This is a genomic window from Microbacterium sp. FW305-3-2-15-F-LB2, assembly GCF_058787255.1.
Window position 1 is genome coordinate 931,593 of record NZ_JBYSZO010000001.1, and the last position, 18,375, is coordinate 949,967.

Sequence of the window (18,375 nt, forward strand, 5' to 3'; positions counted from 1 at the left end):
AACGGGGCCTCGTCCGACGGACGGGGCCCCGTTGGCGTCCGTGGAGGCTCAGCCGTCGAAGATGTCGCCGAGGAGAGACCCGATCACGAGACCCCCGAGCATTCCGCCGACCATGTTGCCGCCGCCCATGCCGCCACCGCGGCCGTACCCGCCGCGACCGTAGCCGTCGCCGCCCCAGTCGTTCGGGCGGGACTGGTCGATGTCGCGCTGAGCCAGTTGGAGGGACTCGGATGCCAGCGCTCCCGCGCGCCGTGCCGTAGCCAGCGCCGTCTCGCGCTCGTCCTCGGCGATCGGGCCGAGGGGGAGGCCGGCGCGCAGCCGCTCCGCTTCGACGAAGCGCGTGCGGGCGTCGGCCCCGATCCAGCCGCGGTGGCCGGTGATGAGGCCGCGGGCGACGGCGAGCTGGCTATCGGCGTCGTCGATGGCGTGCTCGACCTGTGCCTGCGAGGGCACCGGCCGCGCGGCGCGCTCCCGCGCGATATCCAGATCGGCGTTGGCCTGGCGCAGGGACGAGAGCGCGGCGAACGGATCCGTGCGCGTTCCGGCCGCGGGCAACGCCGCGAGCTCACGTTCGAGCGTGGTCATCGCCTGCCGCACGACGGGGGTCTGCGGGCCGCGGCGAGCCTCGACGAGGTCGCCGCGGGAGTCGTCGATCACGGCGGCGAGCGTCGACTCGGCGCGCAAGGCCTCGATCTCGAAGGTGTCGACGGCATCCAGCAAGGATTCGGCGCGACGCACGGCCTCGGTCGCGGCCTCCAGTGCCACGGAGGCCTGCTCGCGCTGGCCGGCCTCGCGGCGGCGCTCGGAGACGCCGGCGGTGTGCACGGCGAAGTCGAGGAGCTGCTGCACCTCCTCGGGGTTGCCCGCGACCTGCTGCATCGCCGAAGGGCTGTAGCGCTGCGCGAGTCGCTCGACCACCTCTCGGGCGTGGGGCACGAGCTCGGCGAGGCGGTCACGGTCGGCACGCACCCGCGCGAGCGTCTCGGGGGCCCGGCGCACCGCGTCGATCTTGGGCTGCAGGACGAGGGTTCGCTCCTCGAGGAGGTCTTCGGCCCACTCGGAGAGCTGGATGATGCGGGCGTTCCGCGTCCGCAGCTCTTCCTTCGTGTCGGGGATCTCGTCGTGGTTCAGCTGGTGGAGCTGGAAGGCTTCGGCCAGGTGCACCTTGACCGACTGCAGCGCCGCAGCGAGGTCTTCGGTCGCCTTGTCGCCCAGTTCGGCGCGCGCGAAGTCGAGTTCGTCGGAGGTCAGCCGGACGCGCTCGTCCGCGGCGACGATGGCGAGTTCAGCGCGGCGTGCCAGATCGGCATCCGCGGCATCCTGCTCTTCGCGCTTCCTCTTACCCCAGAAACCGGCCATGGGTCGATCCTAGGCCGGGTGTCCGCGCGCCAGCCCGGTGTTCGCTTGAGGCGCGAGGGACGGGACGAAAGCCAGCGGGCTCGCAGGTCACGAACGGGTAACACGGATAACATGAGTGGGTATGCCTGTGCGCAGGCCGGCGTCCAGAGGGACGCCGCACCCGACAGATGGAGATGCTTCGTGGCCAATCCGCTCGAGAAACTGCTGCGCGCCGGAGAGGGGCGCATCCTCCGCCGACTCCAGGGTGTCGTGAAGGCGACCGGAGCCCTCGAAGAGGACTACGAGCAGCTCACCGACGAGGAGCTGCGCAACGAGACCGTCGAGCTGCGTGCGCGGTACGAAGCCGGCGAGACGCTCGACCAGCTGATGCCCGAAGCCTTCGCCGCCGTCCGCGAAGCGGCCAAGCGGACGCTCGGCCAGCGCCCGTACGACGTGCAGGTCATGGGCGGCGCGGCCCTGCACCTCGGCAACATCGCCGAGATGAAGACCGGTGAGGGAAAGACGCTGACCGCCGCGCTCCCGGCCTACCTCAACGCGATCGCGGGCAAGGGCGTCCACGTCATCACCGTCAACGACTTCCTCGCGACCTACCAGTCGGAGCTCATGGGTCGCGTGTACCGCGCGCTCGGCATGACCACGGGGACCGTCGTGTCGGGTCAGACGCCCGAGGTCCGGCGCGAGCAGTACGAGGCCGACATCAGCTACGGAACGAACAACGAGTTCGGCTTCGACTACCTGCGCGACAACATGGCCTGGCGCAAGGAAGACCTCGTGCAGCGCGGTCACTTCTTCGCGATCGTCGACGAGGTCGACTCGATCCTCATCGATGAGGCGCGCACGCCGCTGATCATCTCGGGTCCCGCGTCGGGCGAGGCCAACCGGTGGTTCACCGAGTTCGCCAAGCTCGCGCGCACGCTCGAGGCCGGCGTCGACTACGAGGTCGACGAGAAGAAGCGCACGATCGGCGTGCTCGAGCCCGGTATCGAGAAGGTCGAGGACTACCTCGGCATCGACAACCTCTACGAGTCGGCCAACACTCCGCTGATCTCGTTCCTCAACAACTCGATCAAGGCGATCGCGCTGTTCAAGCGCGACACCGACTACGTCGTCATGAACGACGAGGTCATGATCGTCGACGAGCACACGGGGCGCATCCTCGTCGGGCGCCGCTACAACGAAGGCATCCACCAGGCGATCGAGGCGAAGGAGGGCGTGCCGGTCAAGGCCGAGAACCAGACCCTCGCCACGGTCACCCTGCAGAACTACTTCCGCCTGTACGAGAAGCTCTCGGGCATGACGGGTACCGCCGAGACCGAGGCGGCGGAGTTCATGTCGACCTACAAGCTCGGCGTGGTGCCCATCCCGACCAACAAGCCGATGGTCCGCAAGGACCAGCCCGACCTCGTCTACAAGAACGAGACGGCGAAGTTCGCGCAGGTCGTGGAAGACATCGTCGAGCGTCACGAGAAGGGCCAGCCGGTCCTCGTGGGGACGACGAGCGTCGAGAAGAGCGAGTACCTGTCGCGCCTGCTCTCCAAGAAGGGCGTCCGACACGAGGTCCTCAACGCCAAGAACCACGCGCGCGAAGCCGAGATCGTCGCCCGCGCCGGTCGCCTGGGCGCCGTGACCGTCGCCACCAACATGGCCGGTCGCGGTACCGACATCATGCTCGGCGGCAACGCCGAGTTCCTCGCCGTACAGGAGATGAAGGCGAAGGGTCTCGATCCCGTCGAGACGCCGGACGCGTACGAGGCCGAGTGGGACTCCGTCTACCAGGCCGTCCGCGACACCGTGGCCGAGGAGGCCGCGAAGGTCACGGAAGCGGGTGGTCTGTACGTGCTGGGCACCGAGCGGCACGAGTCGCGACGCATCGACAACCAGCTGCGCGGTCGCTCCGGCCGTCAGGGTGACCCCGGTGAGAGCCGGTTCTACCTCTCGCTCACCGACGACCTCATGCGCCTGTTCCAGTCGGGCGCGGCCGAGGCGATCCTCGCCCGCACGAACTTCCCCGACGACGTCGCGATCGAGTCCGGTCTGGTCTCGCGCGCGATCAAGAGCGCGCAGTCGCAGGTCGAGGCGCGCAACGCCGAGATGCGCAAGAACGTCCTGAAATACGACGACGTCCTCAACCGTCAGCGCGAGGCGATCTACGCCGACCGTCGGCACATGCTGCAGGGCGATGACATCGCCGACCGCGTGCAGCACTTCATCGAGGATGCCATCACCGCGATCATCGACGACCACACCGGCAGCGGTCACACCGAATCGTGGGACTTCGACGCCCTGTGGACCGAGCTCAAGACCCTCTACCCGGTGAGCGTGACGATCGACGAGGTCGTCGCGGAGGCGGGCGGAAACAAGGGACGCATCACCCCCGAGGGGCTGAAGCGCGAGATCATCTCCGATGCCCGCATCGCGTACGAGACCCGCGAGCAGGCGCTCGGAGCCCCCGCGCTGCGCGAGCTCGAGCGCCGCGTCGTCCTGCAGGTGCTCGACCGCCGGTGGCGCGAGCACCTCTACGAGATGGACTACCTCAAGGACGGCATCGGCCTGCGCGCCATGGCCCAGCGCGATCCTCTCATCGAGTACCAGCGCGAGGGGTACCAGATGTTCCAGTCGATGATGGGGCAGATCAAGGAGGAGTCCGCCGGATTCCTCTACAACCTCGAGGTCGAGGTCCGAAAGGGCGAGGGCGTCGAGGGCGCCCAGGTCGAGGCGAAGGGTCTCGCACCCACCGCGGTCGAGGGCCAGCGCCTGGAGTACTCCGCCGCGAACGACGCCGGTGAGGTCGAGGTGCGCAACGACCGCGGCCAGGTGCAGCAGGCGGCGACCAACCGTCTTCGACAGGCCGGTCAGGCCGCCGCGCCGGTCGCCGAGGCCGCGCCATCCGGCCCGCGCGGAGCTTTCGGCCAGCGCACCGCGGCCCCCGAGCCGGCCGCGAACAACCGCGCCGACCGTCGCGCCGCGGGCAAGAAGAAGTAACGCCGGTCTCTCGGATGCCGTGTCCCCGCCGTCTCGCGGGGGCGCGGCATCCGTGCGTTCGGGGAGGCCACGCGTGGTCGATTGGCTGGTTCGGCCCGGGGATATCCTGAGGCGATGAGCCCGCTGCGCCCCCTCGATCAGTCATCGAAGTTGAAGGATGTCCTCTACGAGATCCGCGGGGAGGCCCTCGTCGAGGCCGATCGACTCGAGGCCGAGGGGCACTCGATCCTCAAGCTCAACACCGGCAACCCCGCGATCTTCGGGTTCGAGGCGCCGCATCAGATCGTGCGCGACATGATCGCGTCGGTCCCGCACGCGCACGGTTACAGCGACAGCCGTGGCATCCTGTCGGCTCGGCGCGCGATCGTGTCGCGGTACGAGCAGGAGCCCGGTTTCCCGCACGTCGATCCCGACCACGTGTACCTCGGCAACGGGGTGTCGGAGCTGATCACGATGACGATGCAGGCGTTGCTCGATGAGGGTGACGAAGTGTTGATCCCGGCGCCGGACTACCCGTTGTGGACGGCGATGACGAGCCTGGGCGGCGGCACCCCGGTGCACTACCTGTGCGACGAGTCGCGGGAGTGGCAGCCCGATCTGGAGGACATCCGGTCGAAGGTCACTCCGCGGACGAAGGCGATCGTCGTGATCAACCCGAACAACCCCACGGGTGCGGTCTACTCGCGCGAGGTGCTGGAGGGGATCGCCGACATCGCCCGCGAGCACTCGCTGCTGCTGCTGTCCGATGAGATCTACGACCGGATCGTGTTCGACGACGCGGTGCACATCCCGATGGCGACCGTGGCTCCCGACCTGCTGTGCCTGACGTTCAACGGCCTGTCGAAGACGTACCGGGTGGCGGGGTACCGGTCGGGATGGCTCGTCATCACCGGCCCGAAGGCCCACGCCGAGGGCTTCCTGCACGGCATCAACCTGTTGGCATCCACGCGGTTGTGCCCGAACGTGCCGGCGCAGTTCGCGGTACAGGCTGCGCTGTCGGGGGTGCAGTCCATCGACGCGCTGATCGCTCCGACGGGGCGTCTGCACGAGCAGCGGGATGCGGCGTGGGAGGGCCTGGAGGCGATCCCGGGGGTGTCGTGCGTGCTGCCGCGGGGTGCGTTGTACGCGTTCCCCCGGTTCGATCCGGAGGTGTACGAGATCCCCGATGATGCGAAGTTCGTCCGCGACTTCCTCGTTGCCGAGCACGTCCTCATCGTGCAGGGCTCGGGCTTCAACTGGCCGACGACCGACCACGTGCGCATCGTGACGCTTCCCGAGGCGCGCGTGATCTCGGATGCCGTCGAGCGCCTGGGCAACTTCCTGTCGTCCTGGCGGGCCTGACACGCGTCACAGGAGAGCGAGAGCGGTCACGCGCCACCGTCCGTCGAGTCCTTCGATGCGCAGAGCGACAGCCCGCGTCCGTGTGCGCGCGGAGGCGATGACGGTCGCCTCGACGACCCCGTCGGTTGGCGACGAGAGGTGCACGGAACGGATCTCGTGCACGTCACGCGGCGCGGGCATCCGGCGGGCGCTGCGGGCGCGGGCGGCGAGACCGGCGCGCACCACCACGGCTCGGTAGACCTCCTCGGTGGTCCATCGGGCCAACTGCTCCGCCTCGCGGACACCGGCGAAGACCTCGAGCACACCGCGAACGACGTTGCGCGTGAAGACCTCGGCGGAGGGGAGACGCTCCGACGAGGTGCGTTGCGGGGCGAAGAAGGCGTCCGGGCGGACGGCGGCGGAGGTGGTGGCCGAGCCGCGGGGGAGAGATGCGGGCATGGGGGGACTTCCGTGTCTCAGGGTTCCGGTGGGGCAGTCACACGACCGTAGGACGGGGCCGGCCGGTGAAGCGAGCATCCCCGACGACCGCGCATCGAACCATCCGCGGGTGAAACCCGTCCGGCGTTCCGCCCGCACGACGCGTGTCTCCGCGACCCCGGAGTCCGGGGCAGCTCGCGACCTGTGACTGCTCCGACAGGGCGGTGCGACAGGCGCTTTCTTCCTGGTCATCGAGAGAGTCCTCGACGCGGGCGTTCTCGACGCGCCGCCGACCCCGTGGCCCGGGAAGAACCCCTCCGATCCGCCCCTCACCCACGAGCGACAGCACGCCCGTGGCATCAATCTCCCGCACCTGCGCGACGAATTCCGGGGATCCGAACCGGTCAGGGGGTGACGGCGCTTCTGGTGCGCGATCATCATGTCCCCCGAGTTGCCGGTCCGGCCGATTCACCTGTGTTCTTCACCCGGTCCGCCAACCGGCCCGGCTCGAGGGCCCGCGCGGCTTAGGGTGAGAGAGTGTCGACACTCAGCGAACTCGTCTACGCCCAGGGCCGCTCCAGCGAGGCCGACGTCGAGTGGCTGCACCGGCTCGCCGGCGATGGTCAACTGCTGGCCGACCTGGCGTTCGCCGACATCGTGATCTGGGTGCCCACGCCCGATGACTCGTTCGTCGCCGTCGCGCACACCCGGCCCGGTGGCGCCGCGACCCTCTTCTACCGTGACATCGTGGGCGACCGCGTGCGTCCGCAGTGGCGTACGCAGGTGCGCGAGGCGTTCCAGAGCGGGCGCATCGTGGACTCGGCATCCCCGGACTGGTTCGAAGAGACCCCGACGCGCGTGCGCGCGGTGCCCATCGTCCGCGAGCTCTCGCGCGAAGGACACCCCGTGACGACCGTCGGCGTACTCACGCGTCACACCAACCTCGGCGAGACGCGCACGCCGTCTCGCCAACAGATCACCTTCAACGACTGCGCCGACGACCTCTTCGGCATGATCTCGTCGGGGGAGTTCCCCGATCTCAAGGCTCCGACCTCACCGCGTCGCGGCGCCCCGCGTGCCTCCGACGGCCTCATCCGCCTCGACGTCGACGGCATCACCACCTTCGCGAGCCCCAACGCGCTCTCCGCGTTCAACCGCATGGGCTTCGACGACGAGCTCGAGGGAGAGTCCCTCGCGGAGGTCACCGAGCGCATCCTCCCCGCCAAGCGGCAGGACGTCGACGAGTCGCTCCCGATCGTCGTGACCGGCCGGGCGCCGTGGCGCGCCGACATCGAGGCGCGGGGCGTCCAGGTGTCGCTGCGCACGATCCCGCTCCGCGACCGGGGCACGCGCATCGGAGCGATCGTGCTCAGCCGCGACGTGACCGAGATCCGCCACCAGGAGCAGGAGCTCATCACCAAGGACGCGACGATCCGCGAGATCCACCACCGCGTCAAGAACAACCTCCAGACCGTGGCATCCCTCCTGCGCATCCAGGCCCGGCGCACGCACTCGGACGAAGCCCGGGATGCCTTGACCCAGGCCATGCGACGGGTGTCGGCCATCGCGGTGGTCCACGACACCCTGTCCGAGGGACTGGCGCAGAACGTCGACTTCGACGACGTGTTCGCCCGCGTGCTGAAGCTCGTCGCCGAGGTCGCCGCGGCCCCCAACACGCGGGCGCGCACGCGCAGCACGGGCCGGTTCGGGACGCTGCCGAGCGAATACGCCACACCCCTCGCGCTGGCGCTCACCGAGCTCGTGACCAATGCCGTCGAGCACGGGCTGGCGGGTCAGGAGGGCGACGTCGAGATCTCCGCCGAGCGCGGTGACGAGATGCTCGAGGTGCGCGTGCGCGACACCGGGGTAGGGCTGCCGGAGGGTCAGGTCGGTCGCGGTCTCGGGACGCAGATCGTGCGCACCCTGATCCAGGGCGAGCTCGGGGGAACCATCGACTGGCACACCCTCATGGGTAGCGGCACCGAGGTCACGATCGAGATCCCGCTGCGCTACATCGATCGCATCAACGCCTGACGCACGCGGAGTCGGCGCGGCGCGGGGGGCGGCATCGTCGGCGTATCCTCAGCGATCCGCGCAACGTCAGCTCAGAACGGCGTCAATCCACTGAGGTCGTGCGGATCGCGGACCTCGTGCGGCGGCCGTGGTCGCTGCGACCGCCGCCGCAAACGAAAGGAGCCCACCCGGAAGGGTGGGCTCCTCGGCGACGTGGCGTCAGGAAGCGCGGCGGGCGCGAGCGGCGCGGCGCTTGAGGGCCCGGCGCTCGTCCTCCGACAGACCGCCCCACACGCCCGAGTCCTGGCCGGACTCGAGGGCGTACTGCAGGCAGACCTCGGTGACGGTGCAGCGTGCGCAGACCGACTTGGCCTTCTCGATCTGGTCGACCGCGGGACCGGTGTTGCCCACGGGGAAGAACAGTTCGGGGTCGACGGTCAGGCAGGCTGCTTTGTCGCGCCAATCCATAGGGGTGCTCCTTGTTGCGGGAAAATTACTGATGGCGGGCACCGGGGTTCGGGTCCGGTACCCTGGTGGGATACGCGAGCGATTGCTCGCCCCACGTCGCTGTGGGAGCACACGGCTTTTTCCATGCTCCCACAGCGCTTCCGGCCGATCAAGAGGTAACCGGCAGGTTTCCAGGTTGCAACGCCGGGGAAACACTTGTCGGGAAGGATCGCGGGTCATGCCGGTTCGTCTTCTGGCCGCGCTCGTCCTCGGGCTCGAGGCGATCGGTGTCCTGGCGCTCGCCGGCTGGCAGGTCGTGGCGCTGCTCGGGGGCGATACCGACTCCGTCGTCAGCTCGATCGCGCTCATCGTGCTCACCGTCATCGGGGCCGCAGCCGTCGGCGCGTTCGCCGTCGCGACGGCCCGCGACGTCTCCGCCGGCCGATCGGGCGGCATCGTGACGCAGCTGCTGATCCTGTCGGTCGCGATCGGCGCCGTGACGGGGGAGTGGGCGGCGCCCGGCGTGGCGCTGCTGATCGCCGCGCCCGCGGTCGTCGGCCTGGTCCTGCTGGTGCTCGCCGTGCGTGCGGCCGCGCCGCGCCGCCGCGACGACGCCTGACGCTCCGCCGTACCGCGGCATCCATCGCGCTTCCCCTGGGTTGGGGCGGGATCCTGCGTTCGGGGCGGAAATTCGCCGCCCTGAAGAGGGGAATGCGCCCCACACCGGAAGGCGCGCTGCCGGCGCCGTGCCGGCGGCCGGACGGGACCGGGTGTCAGGCCGCGGCGAGACCGAGCGCCTTGCGCAGGCGCGCGACGTGACCGGTGGCCTTGACGTTGTACTGCGCCTCGACGATGCGGCCTTCTTCGTCGATCACGAAGGTCGAGCGCAGAACGCCCGTGACGGTCTTGCCGTAGTTCTGCTTCTCGCCCCACGCTCCGTAGGCCTCGTGCACGGCGTGGTCGGGGTCGCTCAGCAGCGGGAACGTGAGACCGTCGCTCTCACGAAAGGCACGCAGCTTCTCGGGGGTGTCGCGCGAGACGCCGAGCACGGTGTACCCCGCGCCCTGGAGCGAGGAAAGGCTGTCGCGGAAGTCGCAGGCCTGCGTGGTGCATCCGGGCGTCTGCGCGGCGGGGTAGAAGTACACGATCACGCGGCGACCGCGGAAGTCGCTGAGCGAGACGGGGTGCTCGTCCTGATCGAGCAGGGTGAAATCGGGAGCGGCCTGGCCGGCTTCGAGAGTCGTCACCCCTCCAGCCTAGAACGCTCGATCGACTGGAACGTCGTGAGCAGCCGCTGCAGCGAGTCCAGTCGCGCCGCCCCGCCCGGCCCGAGGCGGCCGGATGCCACGGCCTCGATGATCGCGCAGTCGGGGGCGTCGGGCAGGTGCGTGCAGCCGCGGGGGCACTCCTCGGCGATCTCGGCGAGGTCGGTGAATGCGGCGAGCACGTTCGCGGGGTTCACGTGCCCGAGACCGAAGGAGCGGACGCCGGGGGTGTCGATGACCCATCCCGATCCGGCCGGCCCCCGGTAGCGCAGCGAGACGGTGGATGACGAGGTGTGGCGCCCGCGTCCCGTGACCTCGTTCACGTGCCCGGTCGCGCGCACCGACCCGGTCAGCGCGTTCACGAGCGTCGACTTCCCGACGCCCGAGTGCCCGACGAACACCGTCGAGTGCCCCACCAGCGCCTCGCCGATCCGCTCGAGGGGCATTTCGTCCTTGCCGCTGGTGAACACCCGCAGGTCGACGCCGTCGAAGTGCGAGAGGAAGTCGCTCGGGTCGGCGAGGTCGGTCTTGGTCACCACCAGCAGAGGGCGGATGCCGGCATCCAGGGCTGCGACCAGGTACCGGTCGACAAGGCGCTCGCGCGGCTCCGGGTCGGCCGCGGCGACGACGACGAGCATCTGGTCGGCGTTGGCGACGATGACGCGTTCGACCTGGTCGGTGTCGTCGGCGCTGCGGCGCAGGAGCGACGTGCGCTCCTCGATGCCGATGATGCGTCCGAGTGTGCCCTCGGCGCCGGAGAGGTCGCCCACGACTCGCGCGCGGTCGCCGTTGACGATCGGCTGTTTGCGCAGTTCGCGTGCGCGGGTGGCCAGGACACGACGTTCGTCGGGGCCGTCCTCGTCGACGAGCACGGTGTACCGTCCTCGGTCGACGCCCAGCACCCGCGCGATCTGCGCATCCGCGTGCGCGGGACGGCGCTTGGTGCGCGGCCGGTTCGCCTTGGGGTTGGGGCGGACCCGGACCGACGACTCGTCGAATTCGAGGTCGTCGTCGTCATCGGCTGCGTCGTCGAGCCAGCTCACGCGTCAGTCCGTGGCATCCGTGCCCACCATCATCTGCCAGAGCGCCGCGAACTGCGGGAGCGTCTTCGCCGTCGTGCCGATGTCGTCGATGACGATGCCCGGCACGCGGAGACCGATCAGTGCGCCCGTCGTCGCCATGCGGTGGTCGTGGTGCGCCTTCCACTCGCCGCCGCGCAGGGGAGAGGGAATGATGCGGATGCCGTCGTCGAGCTCGTGCGCTTCGCCGCCGAGCCCGCGGAGGTTGCCCACGAGCGCGGCGATGCGGTCGGTCTCGTGCCCGCGGATGTGCCCGATCCCGTGGAGGGTCGTCGGGCCGTCCGCGAACGCGGCGAGACCGAAGATCGTCGGCGCGAGTTCTCCGGCGGCCGAGAGGTCGAGCTCGGCGCCGAGGATGGCCTCACCCGCCGTGACCGTGAGCGTGCCGCCCCGACGGTGCACCTCGGCGCCCATCTCACCGAGGATCTCGGGGAGCAGGGCTCCGGGCTGGGTGCTGTGCGCGGGCCAGCCGGTCACCGACACGGATCCGCCGGTGACCATCGCGGCGGCCAGGAACGGCGCGGCGTTGGAGAGGTCGGGCTCGATCGCGACGTCTTTCGCCCTGATCGGCCCGGCGGGCACGATCCACTCGCCGACCGCGGGGCGCTCGACGTGGACGCCCCGGTGTGCGAGGGCCTCGACGGTCATGTCGATGTGCGGGATGCTCGGCAACCGCGACCCGACGTGACGCAAGTGCAACCCCACGTCGAATCGGGGAGCGACCAGCAGGAGACCCGAAACGAACTGGCTCGACTGGCTGGCGTCGATCTCGACCTCGCCGCCGCGCACGTGCCCGTGTCCGCGCACGGTGAAGGGGAGCGTCCAGCTGCCGCCGTCGTCGATGTCGACGCCCACCTCGCGCAGGGCCGAGACCATCGCTCCCATCGGGCGGTGCAGGGCGCTCGCGTGCGCCGTCACGTAGACGTCGCCGCGCGCGAGACCGGCGATCGGCGTGACGAAGCGCATGACCGTTCCGGCCTGGCCGCAGTCGACCGTCGTCCCCGCGCGGAAGGCCGGCGGCGGGGTGACTCTCAGGTCGGGGCCGAACGGAGATCCCTCGTCGATCTCCTCGACCTCGGCACCGAGAGCCCGCAGCGCGTCGATCATGCGCGCGGAATCGTCGGAGTGAAGCGGGGCGTGCAGCACGCCCGGTCCGTCGGCGAGCGCCGCGAGCACGAGTTCGCGGTTGGTCAGCGATTTGGATCCGGGCACGGTGACCGTGGCATCCACCGCCGCGAGCGCGACGGGTGCTGCCCATTCGCCGCGCGGCGCGGCGGTCGGGGAAAGGGGGGAATACCCGAGGTCGCTCATCGGTTCCTAGCCTACTGAAAGGGGGACGACACATGACCGCACTTCTCGAGCGCCCGGTGCTTCGGTGGGCCGAACATCCGGCCGACGTAGACTGGCCGTTGATGGACGACAAGGCAGATGCGACGGAGCCTCGCGCACAGTTCGAAGAGCAGGCTCTGCCCTTCGTGGATCAGCTGTACGCGGCGGCGATGCGCATGACGCGCAACCCGGCCGACGCCGCCGACCTCGTGCAGGAAACCTTCGTGAAGGCTTTCGGCTCGTGGTCGACCTTCACGCAGGGCACCAACCTCAAGGCGTGGCTGTACCGCATCCTGACGAACACGTACATCAACACGTACCGCAAGAAGCAGCGCGAGCCGTACCAGAGCGCCATCGACGACCTCGAGGACTGGCAGCTCGGTGGCGCCGAGTCGACCACGGCCACGAGCGCCCGCTCGGCCGAGGCCGAAGCGATCGATCACATGCCTGCGTCCATCGTCAAGGACGCCCTGCAGTCGATCCCCGAAGATTTCCGGTTGGCGGTGTACCTCGCCGACGTCGAGGGCTTCGCCTACCAGGAGATCGCCGACATCATGAAGACCCCGATCGGCACGGTCATGAGCCGCCTGCACCGCGGCAGGCGGCTGCTGCGTGACCTGCTGTCGGACTATGCGAAGGAGCGCGGCATCCAGGCCGCGACGGGAGTGAAGAAATGAGCGACTGCGGCTGCGACAAGGCACGGCGCGACCTCGAGGAGTACCTCCGCAACGAGGTGTGCAAGACCGAGCACAACGACATTCGCGAGCACCTCGAAAATTGCCCCGAATGCCAGGGCGAGGCGCTGGTGGCGCGCACCCTCACCGATGTGGTCGCTCGGGCATGCAAGGAGACGGCTCCCGACGAGCTCCGCGATCAGGTGCTGGCGCGGCTGAGGTCCCTGCAGGCCGCTCACTGACCCGTGCGGCTCGCGCGCCGCGAGGCAGGTCGTCCGTAGGCTGGGGTCATGGCCACCGCACAGACCTCGACCCTTCCCCTGGATGCCGAATCCTCGGCGGCGTTGGCCGACCGCGGCCTCGAGTACGCACTCGTCGACCGTGACGGCGACGCTTTTGCGCCCTTCCTGAGGTCGGTCGCGCGCGGATTCCTCGGTGAGGAACCGACGGCGGAACAGATCGAGAGTTCGCGCGACGGCCTGCGCGGGCGGCGTCTCACGGGCGTGTTCGACCGCCGTGGGGTCGAGCCCGATGCCCCCGTCGCGACGGTGGATTCGTGGGTGAACGAACTGACGGTGTCGCCCGGGCGGACCGTTCCGATCTGGTCGATCAGCGCCGTCACGGTGGCTCCGACGCACCGTCGGCGCGGCATCGCCACCGCGCTGCTCACCGGTGAGCTGCGCACCGCGGCGGCCGCGGGGTACGCGCTGGCGGGTCTCACGGTCACCGAGGCGACCATCTACGGCCGCTGGGGATTCTCGCCCGCCGCGTGGGCGTCGAACGTCACCGTCGACACTCGCCGGGCCCGCTGGACCGGTCCGGTCGCCCCCGGTCGCCTCGACTTCGTCTCGCGCGAAAGCCTGCCCGCGCGGATGACCGCCATCCACGAGCGTCTGCGCGTTCGTCGACCCGGAGCCGTCCCGGGCTGGGAGGGCCGCTGGCGCGGCATCGCCGGGCTGACCCCCGAAGCGCCGGATGCCAAGAAGGTCCGGGCCGTGGCCTACACCGATCCGGGGGGCGTCGAGCGCGGCATCCTCGTCTACACGATCGCCGAGCGCGAGGAGTTCACCGCCCACGAGCTGGAGGTGCGCGCGCTCTTCGCGGACGGCGATGAAGCGCTGGGCGCGCTGTGGCGATTCGCTCTGGAGCACGACCTCGTCGGCCGCGTCACGGCGGAACTCCAGCCGGCGGTACCGCCGGTGCAGTGGATGGTCTCCGATCGGCGGGCGGTCACGGCCACGCTCACCGACCATCACTGGCTGCGCGTTCTCGACGTGCCGGGTGCTCTGGCATCCCGCGCCTATGCCGGCCCGCTCGACCTCGTGATCGGGGTGGGCGATCCGCTCGGGTTCGCGGACGGCGCGTGGCGCGTCCGCATCGATACGTCCGGCCAGGCGACCGTGGAGCGGGCCCACGCCGAACCCGATGTGCGGATGCCCGTCGGATCGCTCGCGTCGCTCCTGCTGGGCGGCGTGCGTGCCACCGAGCTCGCCACGGCGGGGCTCGTCGAAGGAGAGCCGCACCAGCTGGGAGCGATCGACGGTGCCTTCGCGGCCGAGGCGACGCCGCTTCTGGACATCTGGTACTGAGCGCCTGCCCATAGAGTCCCCGAGTAACATCCCGCCGATGTCCGCGCCGCTCCACACCGCCGCCGCCGCCCCGCGGCGCGGTTGGCGTACCCGCGGACGCTCGAGGGCCTTCCTGCGGGCTGCAGGGAGGTATGTCAGGACGCATCCCGTCTCGTTCGCGTTCGTCATCCTGATGCTCTCCGCCGCCGCTCTCACCGGGACGCTCTGGGGTGAGGATGCCTCGATCTGGGGCGCCGGCCCCCTGGCGACGTTCGGCGCGGGGCGGTGGTGGACGCTGCTGACGGCCCTCCTGATCCCGGACTCGACGATCGACGCGCTGGTGTCGGCGGCGCTGGCGGTCACGGTGCTCGCCTACGCCGAGAGACTGCTGGGATCCGCTCGTGCCGCTGGTCTGCTGATCGTGCTGGGCCTCGCCGGGCTCCTCACGGGCATCGGCCTGCACGCGGCCGCGTGGGCCCTCACCGATCTCCGGCCCGTGATCGCCGCCGAGGTGCCGGTCCTCGACCCGACGACACCGATCGCGGGGGTCGTGATGGCCGCCGCGGCCTTCGCTCCGACGCTGTGGCGCCGCCGGCTCCGGTTGGTCGGCTTCGCGATGCTCGCCCTGTTCGCCCTCTACGCCGGGGATGCCGACTCCTGGTATCGCCTGAGCGCCGCCGTCCTCGGCCTGGCCGTGGGCGAGGTCCTCGCGCGCGGTCGGGAGCGTCGGGCGTGGCACCGGAGCTCCACGCGCGAGACGCGTACGCTGCTCGCGCTGGTCGTCGCGGTCGTGGGCAGCGGACCCCTCGTCGCCCTCATCAGCGGTGGCGGCCGTGGTCCTCTCTCGCTCGTCGTGGATGCCTATACGCAGTACGACGACGAACTGCTGGCGCGCTGCGACCGGGTGGCCTCGTCCGTGTGCGACGAGCAGCTGGCGCTGCTGATGACACGCGGGCTCGGTCCCGCGCTCTTGGCCGTCACACCGCTCGTCCTCATCCTGGTCGCCGCCTGGGGCCTCCGGCTGGGGCGACGCGCGGCTCTCATCCTCGCCGTCCTCACCCTCGTGGCCACCGCCGTCATCCCCGTGGTCTCACTCGTGGACGGCCGGTTGCGCATCGACCCGTGGGTGGACGGCAGCGGCGCGGAGTACGTGCTGTGGGCCCTGGCCACCGTGGTCATCCCGTTGACCCTCGCCGGCGTTCTCGTCATCCAGCGTCGGAGGTTCCCCATCCGGGCGACGCGCGGTGCGGCGCGGACCGTCTCGGTCGTGATCGGTGTGGCCTTCGTCGCGTGCGCGACGACGTTCTTCGCCATCGAGGCTCTCGGGCGCCGTTCCTTCGACCGCGATCCGTCGGTCGTGGATCTCGTCCTCCTCACGTTGCGACGCTTCCTGCCGCCGGCCTACACCAACCCCGCGGGCGTCGCGAATTTCCCGCATCACGGCCCCGCACTGTTCGCCTATCAGTGGGTGGGCGTGCTGTTCTGGGCGATCGTGATCGCCGCCGTCCTGTGGCTGTTCCGCCGGGTGCAGCGCCCCGACCCCGGCGACACCCGGCTCTACCGCGAGCTGCTCCAACGGGGCAGTGACACTCTCGGATTCCTCGGAACATGGGCCGGCAACCGGCACTGGTACTCGGATGACCGCGAGTGCGCGGTCGCGTATCGCCTCGTCGGCGACGTCGCCCTCGCCATCGCCGACCCGCTCGCACCGGTCGGTCGGAGGGTGGAGACCCTGCGGACCTTCTCGGATTTCTGCGTCGAGCACGGCTGGACCCCCGCCTTCTACAGCGTTCACGACGACACCGCCGCCGACCTCGAGGGGCTCGGGTGGCGAAGGGTGCCGGTGGGCGTGGAGACGGTGATGGACCTCCCGGGACTGACCTTCGCGGGCAAGGCCTGGCAGAAGGTCCGGCAGCCGTTGACGCGAGCCGAGCGCGAGGGGTACACGGCGGTGTGGACGCGCTGGCACGAACTCACGGTCTCGCAGTCCTCTCAGGTCATCGCGATCGATGAGGAGTGGGTGGCCGACCGCGCACTGCCCGAGATGGGGTTCACGCTCGGCTCGCTCGACGAGCTGCGCGACCGCGACGTCCGGCTGCTCCTCGCGGTCGGGCCGGACGGGCAGATCGAGGCCGTGACGAGCTGGATGCCGAGCTGGACGGACGGAGCGGTGACCGGGTGGACGCTCGATTTCATGCGACGTCGCACAGACGGACCCAACGGCATGATGGAGTTCCTCATCGCCAAAGCGGCGTTGCAGCTGCAGGAGGAGGGGGCGGCCGTGCTGAGTCTCTCCGGCGCTCCGCTCGCCGAGGCGCCCGATGCGCCCGCGGACGGCGATCAGGCCCCCCTGCGCGCGCTGCTGCGCTGGTTGGCCGAGGTGCTCGAGCCCGCGTACGGTTTCGCCTCCCTGTTCCGCTTCAAGGGCAAGTTCCGGCCGCGGTATCGCGAGCTCGCGCTGGCCTACCGTGACCCGCTCCATCTTCCGGCCATCGGAGCGGCCGTGGGCCGTGCGTACCTGCCCGACGCCTCGCGTCGGGAGATCGTCGCGCTGGCGCGTACCGCCTGGGAGGGCCGTCGATGATCCGTCACATCCTCGCGCTGGAACTCATCACCTCCCCCCTGCTGGCGATCGCGGTCGCCGTCGCCGCGGTCGGAGTCCTGCTCGTCATCCTCTGGCGGCCGCGCCGTGTCATCCGCACGCTCGTCATCGCGCTGGCCGCCGGCGTGGCGATGTACATCGCGGCGGCCGTGCTGGAGGCCCTCGGCACCTTCCAGGGGCCCTTGCCCGCGGGAGCGGCGTGGTGGGCGGCGGGCGGAATCACGGCGGCGGCCATCGGTGTCGTCGGCATCTTCCGTGGGCCATGGGGACGCCGTCTCGTCGGCGTCGTCACCGTCGTTTCCGCGCTCGCCGCGGCGGCCCTGGGGGTCAACACGTCGTACGGCGTGACGCACAATCTCGCGGCGATCCTCGGCATCCAAGCACTCGACCCGGCGGTCCTGCCCGCGAACGGGGGCGTGATCGAGAGCGACCCCGCCACCCTCTACCAGAGCTGGCAGCCTCCGGCCGGGATGCCGACCCAGGGAACGGTGAGTGCGCTCAACGGAGGGACGCATATCCCGACAGGCCAGTACGCCGCGCGTGACGCCTCCCTCTACCTGCCGCCCGCAGCGCTCGTGCCGAACCCCCCGGCGCTGCCGCTGCTGGTGTTCATGATGGGCCAACCGGGGTCGCCCGACCCGCTGCCCCTGGCGAAAGCGCTCGACGCCTTCGCGGCGCAGAACAAGGGGCTCGCGCCCATCGCGATCGTCGTTGATCAGCTCACCGCTCCCGACCTCGACCCCGCGTGCGTGGACTCGGCGAAGTTCGGTGCCGTCTCGACCTACATCAACCAGCTCGTGCCGCAGTGGGCCGAAGCGAACCTGAACATCGTCAAGGACCACCGCTACTGGACGATCGGCGGCTTCTCGAACGGCGGCTCCTGTGCGGCGTTGTACGGCTCGAAGTACCCCGACACGTGGGGGCAGATGCTCGACGTCATGGGCAACGAGTTCCCAGGCTCCGAGCACGTGGATCAGACGGTGGCCGACGTCTACTCCGGTGACGCGGCGGCCTTCCAAGCGAACAAGCCCTCGGTGGTGATGGCCGCGGCTCCCGCGGGTACCTACGCCGGGCACACGGCCGTCTTCACGTGGGGCAGCCTCGACACCACGTACGGCCCCGGGCAGCTTGCGAACTCGCAGGCGGCCCAGGCGGCCGGCTTCACCGTGCTGACGTACATCGTCGAGGGAGCGGGACACACCGGCGAGGCGCTCGACGGGAGTCTCGCTTTTGCGATCCCGGCGCTGGCCCCGACGCTCGGCCTCGCGCCCCCGGCATCCTGAGTTCCTGAGAACGACG

15 protein-coding genes are annotated in these 18,375 nt (G+C 70.3%); 9 read left to right on the top strand and 6 right to left on the bottom strand.

The window, feature by feature from the left end; translation table 11 throughout:
• Positions 1-48: 48 nt before the first annotated feature.
• Positions 49-1,359 carry a coiled-coil domain-containing protein gene (locus tag AC3WLZ_RS04445; protein ID WP_412923883.1) on the bottom strand — a complete coding sequence of 437 codons (1,311 nt, stop codon included), beginning with the start codon at positions 1,357-1,359 and terminating at the stop codon, positions 49-51.
• A gap of 180 nt (positions 1,360-1,539) precedes the next feature.
• Here AC3WLZ_RS04445 and secA point away from each other — a divergent pair, with 180 nt between their 5' ends.
• Together secA and AC3WLZ_RS04455 are read left to right on the top strand one after the other, a co-directional pair.
• A complete protein-coding gene (secA, locus tag AC3WLZ_RS04450; RefSeq protein WP_492469219.1) occupies positions 1,540-4,341 on the top strand; it encodes a preprotein translocase subunit SecA in 2,802 nt (933 codons plus the stop codon).
• Positions 4,342-4,455: 114 nt separating this feature from the next.
• Positions 4,456-5,682, top strand: a complete 1,227-nt coding sequence (locus AC3WLZ_RS04455; protein WP_412923885.1) for a pyridoxal phosphate-dependent aminotransferase — start codon at positions 4,456-4,458, stop codon at positions 5,680-5,682.
• A gap of 6 nt (positions 5,683-5,688) precedes the next feature.
• Here the strand turns inward: AC3WLZ_RS04455 and AC3WLZ_RS04460 are convergent, their stop codons facing one another.
• Positions 5,689-6,120: an Rv3235 family protein gene (locus AC3WLZ_RS04460; protein ID WP_412923886.1), complete on the bottom strand. Its 432-nt coding sequence runs from the start codon at positions 6,118-6,120 to the stop codon at positions 5,689-5,691.
• A gap of 516 nt (positions 6,121-6,636) precedes the next feature.
• Between AC3WLZ_RS04460 and AC3WLZ_RS04465 the strand changes: the two genes are divergently transcribed.
• Positions 6,637-8,133 (top strand): sensor histidine kinase, encoded by a 1,497-nt coding sequence (locus AC3WLZ_RS04465; RefSeq protein WP_412923887.1) that lies wholly within the window; start codon positions 6,637-6,639, stop codon positions 8,131-8,133.
• A 198-nt stretch (positions 8,134-8,331) separates the two neighbouring features.
• Here the strand turns inward: AC3WLZ_RS04465 and AC3WLZ_RS04470 are convergent, their stop codons facing one another.
• Positions 8,332-8,580, bottom strand: a complete 249-nt coding sequence (locus AC3WLZ_RS04470) for a WhiB family transcriptional regulator (RefSeq protein WP_013583608.1) — start codon at positions 8,578-8,580, stop codon at positions 8,332-8,334.
• Between the two features lie 217 nt (positions 8,581-8,797).
• On the opposite strand from AC3WLZ_RS04470, the gene AC3WLZ_RS04475 reads away from it, so the two are divergent.
• Positions 8,798-9,178, top strand: coding sequence for a histidine kinase (locus AC3WLZ_RS04475; protein ID WP_412923888.1), 381 nt, complete (start codon positions 8,798-8,800; stop codon positions 9,176-9,178).
• A 154-nt stretch (positions 9,179-9,332) separates the two neighbouring features.
• Here the strand turns inward: AC3WLZ_RS04475 and bcp are convergent, their stop codons facing one another.
• The 3 genes from bcp to aroA are packed head-to-tail and all read right to left on the bottom strand — an operon-like array spanning position 9,333 to position 12,214.
• On the bottom strand, positions 9,333-9,806 hold the full coding sequence (gene bcp / locus AC3WLZ_RS04480; RefSeq protein ID WP_412923889.1) for a thioredoxin-dependent thiol peroxidase: 474 nt from the start codon (positions 9,804-9,806) through the stop codon (positions 9,333-9,335).
• Complete coding sequence (rsgA, locus tag AC3WLZ_RS04485; protein WP_412923890.1) at positions 9,803-10,867, bottom strand: ribosome small subunit-dependent GTPase A; 1,065 nt, start codon at positions 10,865-10,867, stop codon at positions 9,803-9,805. The genes bcp and rsgA overlap by 4 nt, the downstream gene beginning before the upstream one ends.
• 3 nt (positions 10,868-10,870) lie before the next feature.
• A complete protein-coding gene (aroA, locus tag AC3WLZ_RS04490; RefSeq protein ID WP_492469221.1) occupies positions 10,871-12,214 on the bottom strand; it encodes a 3-phosphoshikimate 1-carboxyvinyltransferase in 1,344 nt (447 codons plus the stop codon).
• Positions 12,215-12,246: 32 nt separating this feature from the next.
• On the opposite strand from aroA, the gene AC3WLZ_RS04495 reads away from it, so the two are divergent.
• From AC3WLZ_RS04495 to AC3WLZ_RS04515, 5 genes are read left to right on the top strand one after another with little or no spacing between them, the layout of a single operon-like run.
• A complete protein-coding gene (locus tag AC3WLZ_RS04495; RefSeq protein WP_492469222.1) occupies positions 12,247-12,909 on the top strand; it encodes a sigma-70 family RNA polymerase sigma factor in 663 nt (220 codons plus the stop codon).
• A complete protein-coding gene (locus AC3WLZ_RS04500) occupies positions 12,906-13,148 on the top strand; it encodes a zf-HC2 domain-containing protein (protein ID WP_412923893.1) in 243 nt (80 codons plus the stop codon). The genes AC3WLZ_RS04495 and AC3WLZ_RS04500 overlap by 4 nt, the downstream gene beginning before the upstream one ends.
• A gap of 48 nt (positions 13,149-13,196) precedes the next feature.
• Complete coding sequence (locus AC3WLZ_RS04505; protein ID WP_492469223.1) at positions 13,197-14,495, top strand: GNAT family N-acetyltransferase; 1,299 nt, start codon at positions 13,197-13,199, stop codon at positions 14,493-14,495.
• A 37-nt stretch (positions 14,496-14,532) separates the two neighbouring features.
• Entirely contained in the window at positions 14,533-17,058 is a 2,526-nt protein-coding gene (locus AC3WLZ_RS04510; RefSeq protein ID WP_412923895.1) for a phosphatidylglycerol lysyltransferase domain-containing protein, read from the top strand.
• On the top strand, positions 17,055-18,359 hold the full coding sequence (locus AC3WLZ_RS04515; protein WP_492469225.1) for an alpha/beta hydrolase: 1,305 nt from the start codon (positions 17,055-17,057) through the stop codon (positions 18,357-18,359). Before AC3WLZ_RS04510 ends, AC3WLZ_RS04515 begins: the two co-directional genes overlap by 4 nt.
• Positions 18,360-18,375: the final 16 nt, after the last annotated feature.

Bases quoted from the DNA above. Each gene is read 5' to 3' on its own strand.
- AC3WLZ_RS04475 (WP_412923888.1), top strand. From the start codon at position 8,798: ATGCCGGTTCGTCTTCTGGCCGCGCTCGTCCTCGGGCTCGAGGCGATC.
- AC3WLZ_RS04505 (WP_492469223.1), top strand. From the start codon at position 13,197: ATGGCCACCGCACAGACCTCGACCCTTCCCCTGGATGCCGAATCCTCG.
- AC3WLZ_RS04495 (WP_492469222.1), top strand. From the start codon at position 12,247: ATGACCGCACTTCTCGAGCGCCCGGTGCTTCGGTGGGCCGAACATCCG.
- AC3WLZ_RS04500 (WP_412923893.1), top strand. From the start codon at position 12,906: ATGAGCGACTGCGGCTGCGACAAGGCACGGCGCGACCTCGAGGAGTAC.
- aroA (WP_492469221.1), bottom strand. From the start codon at position 12,214: ATGAGCGACCTCGGGTATTCCCCCCTTTCCCCGACCGCCGCGCCGCGC.
- AC3WLZ_RS04470 (WP_013583608.1), bottom strand. From the start codon at position 8,580: ATGGATTGGCGCGACAAAGCAGCCTGCCTGACCGTCGACCCCGAACTG.
- AC3WLZ_RS04455 (WP_412923885.1), top strand. From the start codon at position 4,456: ATGAGCCCGCTGCGCCCCCTCGATCAGTCATCGAAGTTGAAGGATGTC.
- AC3WLZ_RS04445 (WP_412923883.1), bottom strand. From the start codon at position 1,359: ATGGCCGGTTTCTGGGGTAAGAGGAAGCGCGAAGAGCAGGATGCCGCG.
- AC3WLZ_RS04510 (WP_412923895.1), top strand. From the start codon at position 14,533: ATGTCCGCGCCGCTCCACACCGCCGCCGCCGCCCCGCGGCGCGGTTGG.
- AC3WLZ_RS04460 (WP_412923886.1), bottom strand. From the start codon at position 6,120: ATGCCCGCATCTCTCCCCCGCGGCTCGGCCACCACCTCCGCCGCCGTC.
- AC3WLZ_RS04515 (WP_492469225.1), top strand. From the start codon at position 17,055: ATGATCCGTCACATCCTCGCGCTGGAACTCATCACCTCCCCCCTGCTG.